This window comes from Clostridium pascui (assembly GCF_016908015.1).
Lineage (GTDB): Bacteria > Bacillota > Clostridia > Clostridiales > Clostridiaceae > Clostridium_AK > Clostridium_AK pascui.
This window is the reverse complement of sequence record NZ_JAFBDB010000015.1, coordinates 1-17,308: the sequence shown is the minus strand read 5'-3', so window position 1 is coordinate 17,308 and position 17,308 is coordinate 1. Positions and strand designations below refer to the sequence as shown.

General features: G+C 30.8%; 18 protein-coding genes and 1 rRNA gene. All 19 read left to right on the top strand.

Features of this window, described 5'->3' with window-relative positions; translation table 11 throughout:
• Positions 1-16: 16 nt before the first annotated feature.
• The 19 genes from rrf to JOC70_RS18890 all read left to right on the top strand — a co-directional run bounded on the left by rrf (position 17) and on the right by JOC70_RS18890 (position 16,928).
• Positions 17-133, top strand: a 5S ribosomal RNA gene (gene rrf / locus JOC70_RS18980).
• Between the two features lie 191 nt (positions 134-324).
• On the top strand, positions 325-1,890 hold the full coding sequence (locus tag JOC70_RS18975) for a sigma 54-interacting transcriptional regulator (protein ID WP_204600424.1): 1,566 nt from the start codon (positions 325-327) through the stop codon (positions 1,888-1,890).
• Positions 1,891-2,117: 227 nt separating this feature from the next.
• Positions 2,118-3,320, top strand: a complete 1,203-nt coding sequence (gene megL / locus JOC70_RS18970) for a methionine gamma-lyase (protein WP_204600423.1) — start codon at positions 2,118-2,120, stop codon at positions 3,318-3,320.
• 163 nt (positions 3,321-3,483) lie between these two features.
• On the top strand, positions 3,484-4,854 hold the full coding sequence (locus JOC70_RS18965) for a Na+/H+ antiporter NhaC family protein (protein WP_204600422.1): 1,371 nt from the start codon (positions 3,484-3,486) through the stop codon (positions 4,852-4,854).
• 35 nt (positions 4,855-4,889) lie between these two features.
• A complete protein-coding gene (locus JOC70_RS18960; protein ID WP_204600421.1) occupies positions 4,890-5,474 on the top strand; it encodes a 2-oxoacid:acceptor oxidoreductase family protein in 585 nt (194 codons plus the stop codon).
• A complete protein-coding gene (locus JOC70_RS18955; protein WP_204600420.1) occupies positions 5,461-5,766 on the top strand; it encodes a 4Fe-4S binding protein in 306 nt (101 codons plus the stop codon). Before JOC70_RS18960 ends, JOC70_RS18955 begins: the two co-directional genes overlap by 14 nt.
• Before the next feature lie 15 nt (positions 5,767-5,781).
• Entirely contained in the window at positions 5,782-6,972 is a 1,191-nt protein-coding gene (porA, locus tag JOC70_RS18950) for a pyruvate ferredoxin oxidoreductase (RefSeq protein WP_204600419.1), read from the top strand.
• A gap of 12 nt (positions 6,973-6,984) precedes the next feature.
• Positions 6,985-7,938 (top strand): thiamine pyrophosphate-dependent enzyme, encoded by a 954-nt coding sequence (locus JOC70_RS18945; RefSeq protein WP_204600418.1) that lies wholly within the window; start codon positions 6,985-6,987, stop codon positions 7,936-7,938.
• Positions 7,939-8,139: 201 nt separating this feature from the next.
• Positions 8,140-8,580 carry a PaaI family thioesterase gene (locus JOC70_RS18940; RefSeq protein ID WP_204600417.1) on the top strand — a complete coding sequence of 147 codons (441 nt, stop codon included), beginning with the start codon at positions 8,140-8,142 and terminating at the stop codon, positions 8,578-8,580.
• Positions 8,581-8,729: 149 nt separating this feature from the next.
• Positions 8,730-9,098 (top strand): GntR family transcriptional regulator, encoded by a 369-nt coding sequence (locus JOC70_RS18935; RefSeq protein ID WP_204600416.1) that lies wholly within the window; start codon positions 8,730-8,732, stop codon positions 9,096-9,098.
• A 2-nt stretch (positions 9,099-9,100) separates the two neighbouring features.
• Complete coding sequence (locus tag JOC70_RS18930; protein WP_204600415.1) at positions 9,101-9,796, top strand: ATP-binding cassette domain-containing protein; 696 nt, start codon at positions 9,101-9,103, stop codon at positions 9,794-9,796.
• Positions 9,796-10,596, top strand: coding sequence for a hypothetical protein (locus JOC70_RS18925; protein WP_204600414.1), 801 nt, complete (start codon positions 9,796-9,798; stop codon positions 10,594-10,596). The genes JOC70_RS18930 and JOC70_RS18925 overlap by 1 nt, the downstream gene beginning before the upstream one ends.
• A 399-nt stretch (positions 10,597-10,995) precedes the next feature.
• Positions 10,996-11,595 (top strand): hypothetical protein, encoded by a 600-nt coding sequence (locus tag JOC70_RS18920; RefSeq protein ID WP_204600413.1) that lies wholly within the window; start codon positions 10,996-10,998, stop codon positions 11,593-11,595.
• 13 nt (positions 11,596-11,608) lie between these two features.
• Positions 11,609-12,007, top strand: a complete 399-nt coding sequence (locus JOC70_RS18915) for a GntR family transcriptional regulator (protein ID WP_186429777.1) — start codon at positions 11,609-11,611, stop codon at positions 12,005-12,007.
• A complete protein-coding gene (locus tag JOC70_RS18910) occupies positions 12,004-12,882 on the top strand; it encodes an ABC transporter ATP-binding protein (RefSeq protein ID WP_204600412.1) in 879 nt (292 codons plus the stop codon). The genes JOC70_RS18915 and JOC70_RS18910 overlap by 4 nt, the downstream gene beginning before the upstream one ends.
• A 1-nt stretch (position 12,883) precedes the next feature.
• Positions 12,884-13,906, top strand: a complete 1,023-nt coding sequence (locus JOC70_RS18905) for a hypothetical protein (protein WP_204600411.1) — start codon at positions 12,884-12,886, stop codon at positions 13,904-13,906.
• A gap of 58 nt (positions 13,907-13,964) precedes the next feature.
• Complete coding sequence (locus JOC70_RS18900; protein WP_204600410.1) at positions 13,965-14,879, top strand: ATP-binding cassette domain-containing protein; 915 nt, start codon at positions 13,965-13,967, stop codon at positions 14,877-14,879.
• Positions 14,876-16,081 (top strand): ABC transporter permease subunit, encoded by a 1,206-nt coding sequence (locus JOC70_RS18895; protein ID WP_207755360.1) that lies wholly within the window; start codon positions 14,876-14,878, stop codon positions 16,079-16,081. Before JOC70_RS18900 ends, JOC70_RS18895 begins: the two co-directional genes overlap by 4 nt.
• Positions 16,082-16,211: 130 nt before the next feature.
• Positions 16,212-16,928: a gamma-glutamyl-gamma-aminobutyrate hydrolase family protein gene (locus tag JOC70_RS18890; protein ID WP_204600409.1), complete on the top strand. Its 717-nt coding sequence runs from the start codon at positions 16,212-16,214 to the stop codon at positions 16,926-16,928.
• Positions 16,929-17,308: the final 380 nt, after the last annotated feature.

The following is a 17,308-nucleotide window of genomic DNA, read 5'->3' as shown; positions in this document are numbered from 1 at the left end:
TTTAAGAGCTAGAGCATCTGGTGATTATGGCTTGAAGGTAACACCCGTACCCATTCCGAACACGAAGGTTAAGCTTCAAAGCGCCAATGGTACTGTCGGGGAGGCCCGGTGGGAGAGTAGGTCGTTGCCAGGTAGAAAACACATCAGTTAATCTGATGTGTTTTTTAGTTTTTTGATTACATTTAGAACTAAGTAAAAATACTTAGTTCTTTTTTGCATATTCTGAGAAGAGTTAATTCTCCGACAATTAAGAGTTTTTAATTGATATAAATTTACTTATAATATAAAATTAAAATAAAGAAATAATTTTATTAGGGGGGTAACGTGGAAAAATATCTAAGATTTGAAGTAATAACAAAAGATAGAATGGGTATTACCTTAGAAATATTAGATAAGCTTTATAAGCTAGACATAAACCTTAGTTCTCTAGAGGTGTTTCCAGCAAAGGTATACATTAAGATAAAAGAAATATCTGAGAACAAAAAGAAATTATTGAAAAGTCAATTACATAGTATTGATGGAGTTGATGCTATAAAAGAGGTTGAATTACTAGAATATGAAAAAAACGAAAGAAAGCTCTTTGCAGTTATTAACTCTGTAGATGATGGTATTTTATATATAAATAAAGACTTAGAAATAGAGATATTTAATAATTATTGTGAAAGTATATTTCACTATAAAAAAAGAGATGTACTTGGGAAGAATATAAAAACTGTAATACAAGATGCGCTTATGGTAAAGGCTTTAGTTAGTGGAGAAGAATATAATAATATTGAAGTAAAAGTAAATACTGAAAAAGGTGAAAGTCATTATTTAACTAGTGGAAGAGCAATTAAAGATGATAATAATAACACTATTGGTGTAGTTGCTTCAATTAAAGATATGGAAAAAGCTATTGAAATGGCAAAGGTAGTATCATCTACAGATGAAGGAGCGTTTAAGGAAATAGTAGGTAACAGTCAATCTATCGAAAGGGTAAAAAATATAATTAAGACGGTGGCTAAGGGTACCTCAACTGTTATGTTAAGAGGAGAAAGTGGGACAGGTAAAGAGCTTTTTGCAAGAGCTATTCAAAACTTAAGCGATAGAAGAAATAAGAATTTTGTCACTATAAATTGTGCTGCTTTACCGGATAATTTAATTGAAAGTGAGTTATTTGGATATGAGAAGGGAAGCTTTACTGGGGCTATTAATACAAAAGAAGGACTTTTTAAGGAAGCACATGAGGGAACTTTATTTTTAGATGAAGTTGGAGAATTATCATTGATATTACAAGCTAAACTTTTAAGGGTGCTTCAGGAAGGAGTTATAAGAAAAGTAGGAAGCAACAAAGAAGAAAAAGTAGATGTAAGAATAATTGCTGCAACTAATAGAAATCTAGAAGATATGGTAGTGGAAGGAAAGTTTAGGGAAGATTTATATTATAGATTAAATGTAATACCTATATTTATTCCTCCTTTAAGAGAAAGAAGTGGTGATATACCAGATTTAGTTACATTTTTTATAAACAAGCTGAATAAAAAGCTGAATAAAAAACTTTTAGGCGTTGAGCTAGAGTTTATAGATAGGCTAATAAAGTATAATTGGCCAGGTAATATTAGAGAGCTTCAAAATATTATAGAAAGAGCGATGAATTTATGTACTAAAGAACTTCTAGATGCCGACCATCTAATTATTGGACTTCCTGAAAACTCAAAAATAATAAATATTACTACAGAAGATGAAGTGGGAATAAGATTAAAGGATATAGTTGAGATATGCGAAAAGGAAGCAATAATAAAGGCATTAAAGAAAAATAAAACTTGCAGGAAGGCTGCAAAGGCTTTAGGAGTATCTCATACTACAATAATAAATAAAATAAATAAATACAATATAAAGTGGAATGAATAATTTACAAGTGGAAATTATTCATTCCACTTTTTTACATAAAATGGTGGTAAATGTTTACATTAATGTTAAGTGATACAATAAAATGTTAGAATTTTTTTGAAATAAGGAGTATACAACAAATTAATATTTCAATATAAATACTGGCATGGATATTGCTAATATAATATTGTATAGAGGAAATTGAAAAGTAAGTTAAAAATAATTATAAAATTAAGGGGGATATAAGGATGAATAAAGAGCACATGATTAATATGGGATTTGGAACTAAGGCTATACATGGTGGACATGAAAAAGATGCACAATTTGGATCTCTTTCTACACCGATATATCAAACATCAACATTTATATTTGACACTGCAGAACAAGGTGGAAGAAGATTTGCGCTAGAGGAACCTGGATATATATATTCAAGATTAGGTAACCCAACGAGCTCGGAAGTAGAGAATAAAATGGCAATATTAGAAGGCGCTGAAGCAGCAGTTGCAACAGCTTCAGGAATGGGCGCTATATCTTCTGTACTATGGACATTACTAAAAGCAGGAGACCATGTAGTAGCAGCAGATACCCTTTATGGGTGCACCTTTGCATTATTAAATCATGGAATTACTAGATTTGGAATAGATGTAACTTTTGTAGATACTAGTAATCTGGAAGAAGTTAAAAATGCTATGAGACCAAACACAAAGATTGTTTATTTGGAAACACCTGCTAATCCAACGCTGAAAATTACAGATATAGAAGTTTTATCGAAAATAGCACATGAAGTTGAAGGATGTATAGTTGTTGTAGATAATACATTTAGTACGCCATATATTCAAAGACCAATAGAGCTTGGTGCAGATATAGTTGTTCACTCTGCAACTAAATATTTAAATGGACATGGGGATGTTATAGCTGGATTTGCTGCTGGCAAGCAGGATGTTATAAATCAGGTTAGATTAGTCGGTATTAAGGATATGACAGGATCAGTACTAAGTCCATTTGACGCTTTCTTAATTATAAGAGGTATGAAGACATTAGAAATTAGAATGGAAAGACATTGTGCAAATGCAATGAAAGTTGCTAAATTCTTAGAGACTCATCCAGCGGTTGATAAGGTATATTACCCAGGATTAGAAAGCTTTGAATACTATGATTTAGCTAAAAAGCAAATGAAATTACCAGGAGCTATGATATCCTTTGAACTTAAAGGTGGAGTTGAAGAAGGAAGAATGGTTATGAATACTGTTAAATTAGCTAGCTTAGCAGTAAGTTTAGGGGATACCGAAACGCTTATTCAGCATCCGGCTTCAATGACACATTCACCATATACGTCAGAAGAAAGAGCAGCAGCAGGAATAAGCGATGGATTAGTCAGGTTATCTGTTGGTCTTGAAACAGCTGAAGATATAATTGCAGATTTAAAACAAGCATTGGATTTAATAATATAATAGATTATTAATTTATATATTATAGCTGTAAATACAATGGCATTTTTTACAGCTATAATACAAATTTAATTAGCTCAAAGATATTGCAATAATCTTATTTTTCCATACCCATTGTAAAGTTAAATTATATTAAGTTCGGTATTTATTTTAAGGGGGAGTAATCATGGAAAATAAATCAAATAAGTCAATATCAAATGGAAAGGCATTAATACCTTTCGTAATCTTTATTGCAGTTTATTTAGGTAGCGGACTAATTCTTCAAGCAAAAGGCACAGAAATGGCCTTTTATCAGCTCCCAGCACCAGTTGCAGCATTTTGTGGTATTATTAGTGCATTTTTTATTCTAAAAGGAAGCATTAATGAAAAGTTTGATACTTTTGTAAAGGGCTGTGGAGATTCAAATATAATTATAATGTGCATAATTTATTTATTAGCTGGAGCCTTTGCCACTGTATCGTCAGCTATGGGTGGAGTTGATTCTACTGTCAATTTAGGATTAACTTATATACCAGCAAACTATATAGTGGCAGGATTGTTTATCATATCTTGCTTCATATCTCTATCTACAGGAACTTCAGTTGGTTCAATAGTAGCTGTAACACCTATTGCAGTAGGACTTGCTACTAAATCAGGACTTTCTCTTCCACTTACACTGGCAGCAGTACTTGGTGGATCGATGTTTGGAGACAACTTATCTGTAATATCAGATACAACAATTGCAGCTACCAGAACTCAAGGTTGTGAAATGAGGGATAAGTTCAGAGTAAATATATATATAGCAGCACCAGCGGCAATCATAACATTAGTCTTATTACTTATATTTGGTAGACCAGAAACTATACCTGCAATGCAAAATTATGACTATAACATAATTAAAGTTTTGCCATATTTATTTGTATTAGTACTATCTTTAGTTGGCGTAAATGTTTTTGCTGTATTAACAGGAGGAATTATTATTTCAGGCATAATTGGTTTGACATATGGAGATTTAACAGTTTTAACTTTTACACAACAAATATATGAGGGCTTCAAGAGCATGATAGAAATATTCTTGTTATCAATGCTTACTGGAGGACTTGCTGAAATGGTAACTAAAGCAGGTGGAATTCAATTCTTACTAGATAAAATTCAGCAAATGATGAAGAGTAAAAAATCAGGAGAAATTGGTATAGCAGCTCTTGTATCATTAACTGATGCTGCTGTTGCTAACAATACAGTTGCAATTATAATCAACGGGCCTATAGCAAAGGAAATGTGCAATAAATACAAGGTTGATCCTCGAAGAAGTGCATCATTACTAGATACTTTTTCTTGTATAATGCAAGGAATAATACCTTATGGTGCTCAAATGTTAATATTACTAAGCTATACTAAAGGAACAGTATCACCATTTGAAGTATTACCTTTAGTTTGGTATATACATTTTCTAGCCATATCAGCAATTGTTTCAATATTCGTACCATTTGCTGATGGAATTATAAAAAATAACCCATGGAAATGGGATAAAGAAAATGAAATAGAAGTTAAGGCATAGAACTTTCTTGTAAAAAAGTGAATGGAGGAAAAGTAATGAATAATAAATTAGTTGAAATTCGCTGGCATGGACGAGGTGGACAAGGCGCTAAAACAGCCTCATTACTTTTAGCAGAAGCTGCTTTTAATGTTGGAATGTATGTTCAAGGATTTCCAGAGTATGGCCCAGAAAGAATGGGAGCACCAATAACTGCATATAACAGGATTGCTAATTTTCAGTTAAGAGTACACAGTAATATTTATGAACCAGACTATGTTGTAGTAGTAGATGAAACTTTATTAAAATCAGTACCCTGCACTAAAGGATTAAAAAAAGAAGGAGCTATAATAATCAATAGTAAAAAGAAACCAGAAGAAATTAGAGCTGAATTAAAAGGATATGAAGGAAGAGTATACACAATAGATGCAAAGGGCATTTCAGAAGAAATATTAGGTGCAAATTTTCCTAATACACCAATGCTTGCAGCAGTAGTTAAAGTAAGCGGAGTATTAGAAGAAAAGCAATTTGTAGAAGATATGGAAAATTCATTTAAACATAAGTTTACGAGTAAACCTCATGTTATCCCCAAAAATATTGAGGCTCTTAAGAGATCCCTTCAGGAGGTGAATGGAATTGGGTAAAAGAATGAATATAAATTCAGATACAAAATGGCATGAGTATCCAAGAGGTGGAGAAGTTCTTGATGCAGGTAATGCAGAAGAATTCAAAACTGGCGATTGGAGATCTATGAAACCAATTTGGCATGAAGATAAATGTAAACATTGTATGTTTTGTTGGGCTGTATGTCCTGACATGTCAATAGTGGTTAAAGATGAGAAAATGATAAAAATAGATTATGACTTCTGTAAGGGTTGTGGAGTTTGTACAAAGCAATGTAAATTTGGAGCGCTGGATTTTGTATTAGAGGAATAAGAAGGAGGAAGAATAATGGCTAAGGCTGAACAAATCAGAAAGAGTTTAAGTGGTAATGAGGCGGTTGCTACAGTTATGATGCAAATTAATCCAGATGTAATGGCTGCATTTCCGATAACACCATCAACTGAGGTACCACAATATTTTTCATCATTCGTAGCAAATAGACAGTGCACAACTGAGTTTGTACCAGTAGAATCAGAGCACAGTGCCATAAGTGCTTGTATAGGAGCATCTGGGGCAGGTGCAAGAGTATTTACTGCAACTTCTGCAAATGGCTTAGCTCTTATGCACGAAATGTTATATATAGCTGCAGGAGACAGACTTCCAGTAATAATTGCAGCAGTAAATAGAGCACTATCATCTCCAATCAATATACACAATGATCATTCTGATACAATGGGAGAAAGAGATACAGGATTTATTCAAATTTATGCTGAAAATGTCCAAGAGGCATATGATAATTTTATACAAACTGTAAAAATAGCAGAACATCAAGAGGTTATGACCCCAGCCATGGTTTGTTATGATGGATTTATTACATCTCATGCTGTTGAAAATTTTTGTATGTTAAATAAGGAGGATGTTGAAGATTTTGTAGGAGAAAATAAGAGGGTTGAAGATGCTCTTCTTGGAAAGGAAAATAAACTAATAGGTGCGTTAGGGCTTCAAGATGTATATATGGAGATGAAAAGACAACAGTTAGAAGGGTTATTAAATGCTAAAAAGGTATGTTTAGATGTAGCTAAAGAGTTTGAAGAATTAACAGGAAGAAAATATGGATTATTTGAAGAATATAAGTTAGATGATGCTGACTATGCGATAGTTATTATAGGATCATCAGCGGGCACAGCTAAGAAAGCAATTGATGATTTAAGGATTAAAGGGGTCAAAGCAGGACTTCTTAAGATAAGATTATTTAGGCCATTTCCAAGTGAAGAAATTGCTGAAGCACTTAAAAATGCTAAAGCTATAGCTATAATGGATAAATCAGAAGGTATGTCTGGAAACGGTGGACCATTATATACTGACGTAGTAAGTTCTTTATATGGAAGATCAAATAATAAAATAATAATGAGCTTTATTTATGGATTAGGCGGAAGAGATGTTAGAGTAAGCAGCATAGAAAAAGTGTATAATGAATTACAAAATGCAGTTAAGACAGGTAAATATAAGCGACATAACTATTTGGAAGTAAGGGAATAGGGGGTGAGCGAAATGGCAACATTAAAAGAGTTAACTAAAGTAAAAGAAAGAATAACTGCCGGACATAAAATGTGTGCTGGATGTGGTGCTCCAATGGTTGTAAAATGGGTATTAAAAGCTGTAAGGGAAGAAGATCAAGCTGTAATTTCAAATGCTACAGGATGTCTTGAAGTTTCCTTTGGAGTTTATCCATATAGTGCATGGAAGGATTCGTATATTCATACAGCTTTTGAATGTGCTGCGGCTACAGGCAGTGGTGTAGAAGCTGCTTATAGAGCATTAAAGGCAAGGGGAAGAATTGAAGATAATTATAAATTTATAACATTTGGTGGAGACGGGGGTACCTATGATATTGGATTTCAATCTCTATCGGGAGCAATGGAAAGAGGGCATGATATGCTTTATGTCTGTTATGATAATGGAGCGTACATGAATACTGGCATTCAAAGATCGTCAGCAACTCCACTTGGATCAGATACAACTACAACACCTCAAGGAAAAGAATCTTTTGGAAAACAACAGTATAGAAAAGATTTAACTCAAATAATGGTAGGACATCATTTACCCTATGTAGCTCAAACTATACCTATAATACCTGGAACTAAATATATGATGGATTTATATAACAAATCTAATAAAGCTATAAATGAAATTGAAGGACCCAAATTTATGAATGTATTAACTCCATGTCCAAGAGGATGGAGATGTGATACTGAAACTGAATTAGACTCAATTAAAGCAGCTGTTGAAACTTGCTGGTGGCCTCTATATGAAGTGATTGATGGAGAATATAAGTTAAACTACAGGCCAAAAGAAAGGTTACCAATAGAGGAATGGTTAAGGTTGCAAGGAAGGTTTAAGCACTTATTTAAATCAAAAGAAGGAAAAGCTAAGATAGCTGAAATTCAAAATGAAGTTGATAAAAGATGGGAAAACTTATTATTTCTTTGTGGATATAATGAATAGGTTTTAAAATAATATTTGAATTTATTTGTATACAAAGAAGAGTTCCTGGTAATGTATATACACATCACCAGGAGTTTTTTTCTTTGAACATTTTTAAATAGCATAAAGTCACGAGTTTTATTTAAATATAAATCAAACTAAACACAGCTCTAATATAGTAGTATAATAAATAGATAAATTATGGAGTAAAGGAGAATTGAAATGAACAGTGAAAATAGTTTTGAAGGATTAGAAGAAATATTAAAAACAAAACATGCTAATTGCTTTGAGGCAATGAAACCTAAAATTATGGAATATGTTCATAAAGAAAGTTTAACTATAGCATTTCCAGTTTTAGAAGAATATCTAAATCCTGATAGGAGAATGCAGGGAGGATTTATAACTGCTGCTTTTGACAATACATTTGGTGCTTTATGCTTTTATGAAGTTAAAGATTTAGCTTTACCAGCAACTATAGATATAAGCACTAGTTATCAAAGACCTATATTTATGGGAGATGAACTTATAATAACTGTTTACATAAAATCCATGGGAAATACCATAGTACATATGACAGGAGATGCAAGAAATACAGAGGGGAAGTTAGTTGCCACAAGTACAACTAATATAATGCTTTTAAAAGATGATAGTAATATAAATTAAATATTTTAAATGATGAAAAGTAAAACTATTAGGATAAAAAATTTATCTTAATAGTTTCATTTTATAAGTTGACAATAAAAATGTACTAGTGTATTATATTATTAGTACACTAGTACTATGTAACGTTTACGATAATAGGGAGGTGCAATATGAGTATAACCTTTGATGATAAAAGTCCAATATATGTTCAAGTAATGAATATGATAAAAAAGCGAATGGTATCAAAAGAGTTAAAAGGGGGAGATAAATTGCCGTCTGTAAGAGATTTATCAGCAGAATTAAAAGTTAATCCTAATACTATTCAAAGAGTGTATAAAGAACTTGAAAGAGAAGGACTAGCCTTTACTCAAAGAGGTATGGGAACCTTTATAACAGAAGATGAAAATGTAATACACAACTTAAGAAGAGATACCGCAAAGGGAATAATGAATTCTTTCATAGAGGGCATGAAACATTTAGGATTTAATAATGCAGAGATAATTAATATGATTGAGAAAAAGTTAAAGGAGGAAAATTAAAAGTGGATATAGTGTTAGAGACTAAAAGCTTGTCCAAAAGCTATTTTACGAAGAAAGCATTGAAGAATATAAATATGTCTTTAGGAAAAGGGAAGGTACTAGGGCTCTTAGGACCTAATGGAAGTGGAAAAACTACATTTATAAAAATTGCTGTGGGAATTTTAAGACAATCCAGTGGGGAAATTCTGATTGACGGAAAAAAACCAGGGGTGGGCACAAAGGCAGTAGTTTCATATCTTCCTGATAGAAATTATTTGTATAAATGGATGAAGATAAAGGATGCGATAGAATTTTTTAAAGACTTTTACAAAGATTTTGATGAAGAAAGATGTAGTGAACTTTTAAAATTTATGAAACTTGAAGAAGATATGAAGATAACTTCTTTATCAAAGGGAATGATGGAAAAGTTAAACTTAACTTTAGTGCTATCAAGAAGAGCTAAGTTATATATATTAGATGAACCACTAGCGGCAGTTGATCCTGTAGCTAGAGAACAAATACTTGATGCAATTATTCAAAGTTACAATGAGGAAAGTTCTATGATTATAACAACTCATCTTGTAAAAGACATTGAAAGAGTATTTGACGATGTAGCTTTAATAAAAGATGGAGAAATAGTTCTTTCAGGAAATGCTGAGGATTTAAGAATGGAAAAAGGTATGTCTATTGATGAACTATTTAGGGAGGTATTTAAGTAATGAAAAATTTAATAAAATATGAATTAAAAGGAGATTATAAATTATTTGGTATAATATTTACAATTGCTATCCTATTAAATGGTGGGCTTTTTACTAGAATGGGCAAGTGGGAAGAGGCAATTATCATAGCTTTGACTACGATGATAAGTTCATTTTTATTCTTAACTATTCTAATATTTGTAATTAAATCCTTCGAAAAAGAAATGTATGAAGATAGAGGATATTTAACCTTTACATTGCCAGTTAGCGGAAGAAAAATAGTAGGAGCTAAGCTTATTACTGCACTAATATGGTTTGCAGTAGCAGGGATATTGTCACTCATATCCATAAGAATACTCTTTGGGCTTCTATTTGATGAATCAATTATAAATGAACTTAGTACTAGGTTAAGTACTTTTATCAATATAAAAACTATCTTATCGGTAATTTTATTTGGAATAATAAATATCATAACACTTCTTTTATTGGTTTATTTTTCAATAACCATTACAAGAGTAGCGCTAAAAGGCAAAAAGGTTAGTAAGTTCTTAGGGTTTGTAGCTTTTATAGCGTTAAATGCAGCTATTGCTTATATTGAATATAAGATAATAAAGGTTTTTCCTCAAACAATAAGCTTTATGCCAGAGATTTTACAAGGGTTCCCAGCAAATTCTGAGCCAATGGTACTTGAAGGAACACTAATAACTATTAGAAATTCAGGCTTAAATATAAATATAGCAGCTTTAATTTATAATTTTGTTGTTTATGTAGGATTATTTTTAGGAACAGGATATCTTATAGATAATAAAATAGATATTTAGAAATAGTACGACATTTTTAATGCTGGGTGGCGTATAGAATTTTCATCTAGGAAGGTCATTGAGTTATGGTAACATCTCAGCAAACTGAGATGTGCTGATTTATAACGAAATCATAGATTTCTATAAATAAAGCCCTTTTAAAGCTCATTCAATGCCATCTACGATGCAAATTCTATACTCTCCAGCATTAAAAATATCTTCATGAAAACTGCTGAAAGAAGAAATTCAGCTAACTCAATTTCTAAAATGTTTTAGGGAAGCAGCTCTGGAGGGTTGCAACAATTTGTATATAGTAATATCTTATAAAATATTACTAAAGGCACTTGAAATAATGAGAAAGTATAGTTACAATATAAGTGTACTATGTTAAATAGTACACTTAATACAGGGGGTGCGATTATGAAAAGAAAAAATCTTATTGGTTTAGTAGTAGCATTACTGGTTTTACCTTTGGCAATGGCTTTTTATTCTGGAAATAAGAAATATGAAAGAAAAACTACTTATGATACTCCAGAAAAGGTTATAGAAGAATTCTTTAAAAACTGGAGTTTTGATAAAAATAAGGTAAGAAGTAAACATATGTATTCACAGGACTATAAGGATTGCCTATCTGATAGGCTTAGAATGCTTCATGAAGAAAGTGGATTTACAGCTTCTCCGGATAGAAGTTCTGGAAAGGCACAGTTAAAAAGTTTTGAACTTATAAAAGATGAAAAAGTTATAAGGGATATAAATCTTCAATATGCCTATTATGATAGCAATACAAAGCAAGTAATCTCAGGAGTTAATGCCTATTATAAAGATTTTATAAAAGATGTGCCTGAAGAAATAAGATTTTACAGAGTGGATTATAAAGGAGAAAACTTATATGATACAGAAAGTAGCCCGGAAAACTTTACAAGGATATATACTCTTATAAAAAATGATGGGCATTGGACTATAGACAATTTTGGAGATAGCGGAAATTATCATATATTAAATGAGGAAAACGCAAATTAGGGGGGGATAGCAATTGATAGTAATTGATCCAAGAAGTAGTACTCCCATATATGAACAAATAGTTATTAAGATTAAAGAGCTTATATTAAAAGGTGTATTAGAACCGGGGGATAAGCTGCCTTCAGTAAGAGAGCTTTCAGGTATAATTACGGCAAACCCTAATACAGTAAGCAAAGCTTATGCAGAACTTGAAAGACAAAAGGTTATTGAAACTATAAGAGGACGAGGTACCTTTGTTGTTGAAAATTATAAACCTAGAATTCAGGAGGACAGAATGGAAGCTTTAAAAGAAGATTTAAAGAAAGTAATTCTTGAAGCCAAGTATATGGGCCTTACAAAAGAGGAACTTGTAGATATAATGGATATTTATTATGAGGAGTTTAACACACATGGGGAGGAGGGGAAGAATTGATAGAAATAAAGGGCTTAAGCAAAATGATAGAAGATAAATACATATTAAAGGAAATAAATCTTAAGGTTAATAAAGGAAGTATATTTGGACTTATAGGGCCTAATGGAGCGGGGAAAAGTACTCTTATAAGATGTCTTACAGGCATATATAGATTGGAAGAAGGGGAAATACTCTACGAGGGGCAAAGTGTTTATGAAAATATAGAAGTAAAAAATAAAATAGGATATGTGGCGGATGAAAATAACTTTTTCTCTACATTTAAGCTTATAGATATTATAAATTACTATAAATTAGCTTACAAAAACTTCGATGAAGAAAAGTTTAAAGAGTTAAATAAAGAATTTAAAATGAATACTAAAAAGAGGTTTTTTCAGCTATCAAAGGGAAATAAAATGAAGTTTGCCATTATGATGGCTATGTGTATACATCCTGAATATCTAATATTAGATGAGCCTACCTCTGGAATAGATCCAATATTTAAAAGAAAGTTTCTTGAAATACTACTAAATGAAGTAGCAGAAAAGGGAACTACAGTTATAATATCTTCTCATAATTTATCTAATGTAGAGAGAATATGTGACACTATAGCAATATTAAATAATGGAAAGGTCACAGCAGTAAGCTCTATAGATGATATGAAAAATAAGATTAAAAAGCTTCAGGTGGCATTTAAGGTAGCAATTAAAGAAGAAGAACTAAAAATTCATGGAGTAGTTAAGGTTGAAAATGTAGGAAGAGTTTATAATATAGTAACTACTGATTATGGAGCAGAACTAATACACAAAATCAATTCACTAAACCCTCTATTTGTTGAAGAACTTGATTTAAGTCTTGAAGATATATTTATATATACTATAGAAGGGGAGGGAAAATGAAATGAAGAAACTTTTAAATAAAGCAGTTATGTTTGAAACCCTGATATCTATGAAATATATAATAATTTTAGAACTTTTAGTTGTGGCTGTTGGAGCTTTGATGAAGATATCAGAAGTTCATAACTCAATACTTAATAATTTTGATTACTTTAGAAGTTATTTGTCAATAGATATTATAGTAGTAATGATGATACTTGCGGTAATGAACTTTCTTATCTCCATAGGAGTTATGGGTATTAATAAACATAAAAACTTTTTATTTTTAAGTTCTCAGCCTATAACAAGAGAAGAAATGGTATTTACAAAAGGGTCTATAGCTTTGTCGTTAAGTTTTATAAATATAGCCTTATATATGTATATGAACTATATAGATTTTATAGCAAATAAACAATTATATAGGTATTTTTTAATAAACTATAATAATCGATTTATAATAAAAGAGCTTGTGCTATTAATTACATTTTCTATAGGTTTCTTTACTTATATATTTTTAATAAATGGGATAGTAAACAATGGGATTGCAGCAATAATAACTACTATAGCTATACCTCTTTATCCTTTTGCATTTGTTCTGCTTGCACATAGCTTAGTACCTTATAGATTTCGTGGTTTCTTAGGCCAAACACTTGAATATATACTGAACAGTACACTCAGCTATGCTAATGGAGAAAAGATATTTAAAATAACGGTTGTAACTTCTTTAATAATAATAGCAATATGTGCTGCAGTATGGAAAGGAATAATAGTAAACATATATAAGAAAATAAGAATCGAAAATATGAATAAGCTTTTCATATCAAATACAGTAAGTAAGATTATAAATATTTTAATGTGTATAGTAATTAGTTTATTGGTGGGAAATATAATGGTAGCTGTAGTTTTTATATTTTTGAATATATTTATAGCAAATCCTTATCAATCTATTCAAATGCCAAGGATAATTTTACTCATTTCAAGTATAATTGCAGCGCCTATGATTTATAAAATGCAAAATAAGTTAACAAAATTATATGGGTTAAACTAGATTATAAATAAATCGGTGAATAAACATATTCATTAGATGTTAAAAGGAGAGAATTTGTGTGAATATACTTGAAGTAAAAGATGTAAAAAAACAATTAGGAAAAAGAGAAATAATAAAAGGTATAAGTTTTAATGTAAAACAGGGGGAGATTTTTGGATTTTTAGGACCCAATGGAGCAGGGAAAACTACTACTATAAGAATGCTTGTGGGACTTATTTCTCCAAACTCTGGAAGTATAAAAATAGATGGACATGATATAAAAGGTGAAAGAGAGATGGCACTTAATGCAGTTGGAGCAGTGGTTGAAAATCCAGAGCTTTATACTTACTTATCTGGTAGGGAAAATTTAATGCAAATTGCAAGAATTAGAGGAATTAGTAAATCCTATGTAGATGAAATTATTGAGCTTGTAGAACTTAAAGATAGAATAGGGGATAAAGTAAAAAAGTATTCTCTTGGTATGAAGCAAAGGCTGGGTCTTGCAGCAGCCCTTATTGCAAAACCTAAACTTTTGATTTTAGATGAACCTACCAATGGACTTGATCCAACAGGTATTATGGATTTTAGGAAAATAGTGAGGAAGGCAGCTCATGAAACAAATACAGCGGTTTTTATATCTTCACACATTTTAAGTGAGGTACAAACACTTTGTGATACTGTTGCTTTTATAAACAATGGAGTAATTCAAAGTGTTGAAAGTATAAATGGAGGTATTGTAAAAGAAAACACAGAAACTATAATTTTATCTGTTAAAGAAATTGAAAAGTGTAGAGAGGTATTAAAGAACTTAAATTGTATTCAGGATATATCATTTAAAGAAGATATATTTAAGCTAACTATTGATAAAAATTCAATACCTGAAATTATATTTAAATTAGCAGAAAATAAAATTCATATAGAAGAAGTTTATAAGAAACATGTAGAACTTGAAGATAGGTACTTAGAAATCGTAGAGGGAGGAAAAGTGGTATGATTACACTAAAGCTGATAGGTAATGAACTAATAAAATTAATGAATAGAAGGAAAACCTTAGTTATAACTCTATTGTTTGCATTACTTATAGCATTTGTAGGATTTGCAACATATAAGAATGCAGAAAATATGAAGAAATGGAATAATCCAGAGCGAAGAATTCAAATGGAAAAAGAAAATATAGCTCAGTATGAAAGAATGAGGAAAGATAGTACTATACCTGATAGTGATAAAGTTCATTTTGATGAAGAAATTAAAATAGCAAATGAAAGAATTGATTCTATTAAGAAGGAACAAAAGAGTGAAAAACTTGATTGGAAAGTTACGCTAAGTGAAGAGATTAAAAGTATGGAAGAACAATTAAAGAGTGCTGAAATGTCTTCAGAAGAAAAGGAAAGAGTTAAAATTAATTTAAATACAAGAAAATATCTTTTATCTAATAATATACAGCCAGAAGAAAATTCATATGATCCAACAGCATCTGTATTTATAAGAGATTTATTTGGAATGCTTGGAATGATATTTCTTGCAGTAGGAGTAATTATATTTAGTTCAGATATGGTATCAGGAGAATATACACCTCCAACAATGAAGTTTTTATTAACTCAACCTGTATCAAGGGGAAAGGTACTATTTTCAAAATTTATAGCATTAATTTTATCCTCTACTGTAATAATAGTTTTAGTAGAATTTATTGCATTTATAGTTATGGGGTTACTATTTGGGTTCGGAAGTATGGATTATCCTGTATCAGTAGGAACACGCTACATCTATGATAGTATTACAAGAGGGGATGCTGGAGAACAAGTCATAAAAATAATTGAAGGAAGTACATATATAATTCCTATGTGGCAATATATACTTCAAATGTTTTTAATGCAAGTTTTATTTATAATATCGTCTGTATCCTTTGCATTTTTATTATCTACAGTGGTAAAGAGCAGCATGGTATCTATGGCTGTAAGTACAGTTAGTGTAGTAGCTTTTACTATATTTCAAGCAATGCCATATACTAGAAAGTATGTTCAATATCTTTTTACTACTTATGGAGATGTAGGTAAAATTGTAAGTGGAAATATTGCTCAAATGCTTAATAACCCTAGTGTTACATCTATGTATGCAATAGCATTGCTTTTAATGTGGGCAGTGGTAAGCTATATAATTTCTCATATTGTATTTGTAAAAAAAGATATATTGATATAAAAGCTATAAATATAGATAGGTGCTAGGAAAGTACCTATCTATATTTATTTGCAATTTTTGTATTAAATTAAATAACCTAACAGTATAATTAAATTAGATTATAGAGATATGTAAATGGGGAGGTTGGGATATGAAGCCGATAATAGGTATAACAACATTTAAAGAATATAAAGAACAGAGAGAGTATAATTCTTTAGATTGTGATTACATTAACTCCGTAACTTCAGCAGGAGGTGTGCCTTTATTATTGCCTGTAAGTAATAATAAAGAAGATATAAAGCAATATTTAAATAATATTGATGGATTGATTTTTAGTGGAGGAGAGGACATATTACCTGAAATTTATGGAGAAAATCCAATAAATGATCTAAGAGCCATATCTACTGAAAGAGATTTTTTTGAAATAGAATTATTTAAACTTGCATATGATATGGATAAACCTATTTTAGGAATTTGTAGGGGAATTCAACTGATAAATGTGGCCAGCGGAGGAACTCTATATCAGGATATTTATGCACAAAGGGAAAATGCGTTAGGACATTATCCTACAAAAATAAAGAGAGATAGTTTATATCATTTTATAGATATAGAGAAGGATAGCAAATTGTTTGATATATTTAATGAAGAAAGGATGATGGTAAACTCTTTTCATCATCAATCCGTTAAAAATGTTTCTCAGTCGTTTAGGATAACAGCTAGAAGCTATGATGGGATAATTGAAGCCATAGAAGCTAAGAATAAGAAATTTGTAGTAGGAGTTCAATGGCATCCAGAAGCTTTAGTAACGAATCACAAAGAGTTTGAAAAGTTATTTGGACAATTTATTGATGCAGCTAAAACCAAATAGAAGTTTATTTAAGGATATATACAACAATATAATAGTATATATCCTTAAAAATAATCAAATACTATTCCTGGTGTGTCAATACAATGGATATGGAGAAAAAACATAAAAAAGTGAGTATAATTAATTTAATTTAAGATAATAATAAATAATAATGTAATATAAAAAAACTAATCATGATAAGATAACATTCGTCGCTGAGATGAGCGATAAATAAATTAAATAACTGATAACAACTTGAAAAAAATATTTTAAAAAGTTGTTGACAAGAAGAAACGAAAATGTTAATATATAAAAGTCGCTTGGAGCGACAGGGTCTTTGAAAATTGAACAGAGAATAGAAACCAGTCAATTACTTAACAGTTAAATGTTAAGAAACGCGA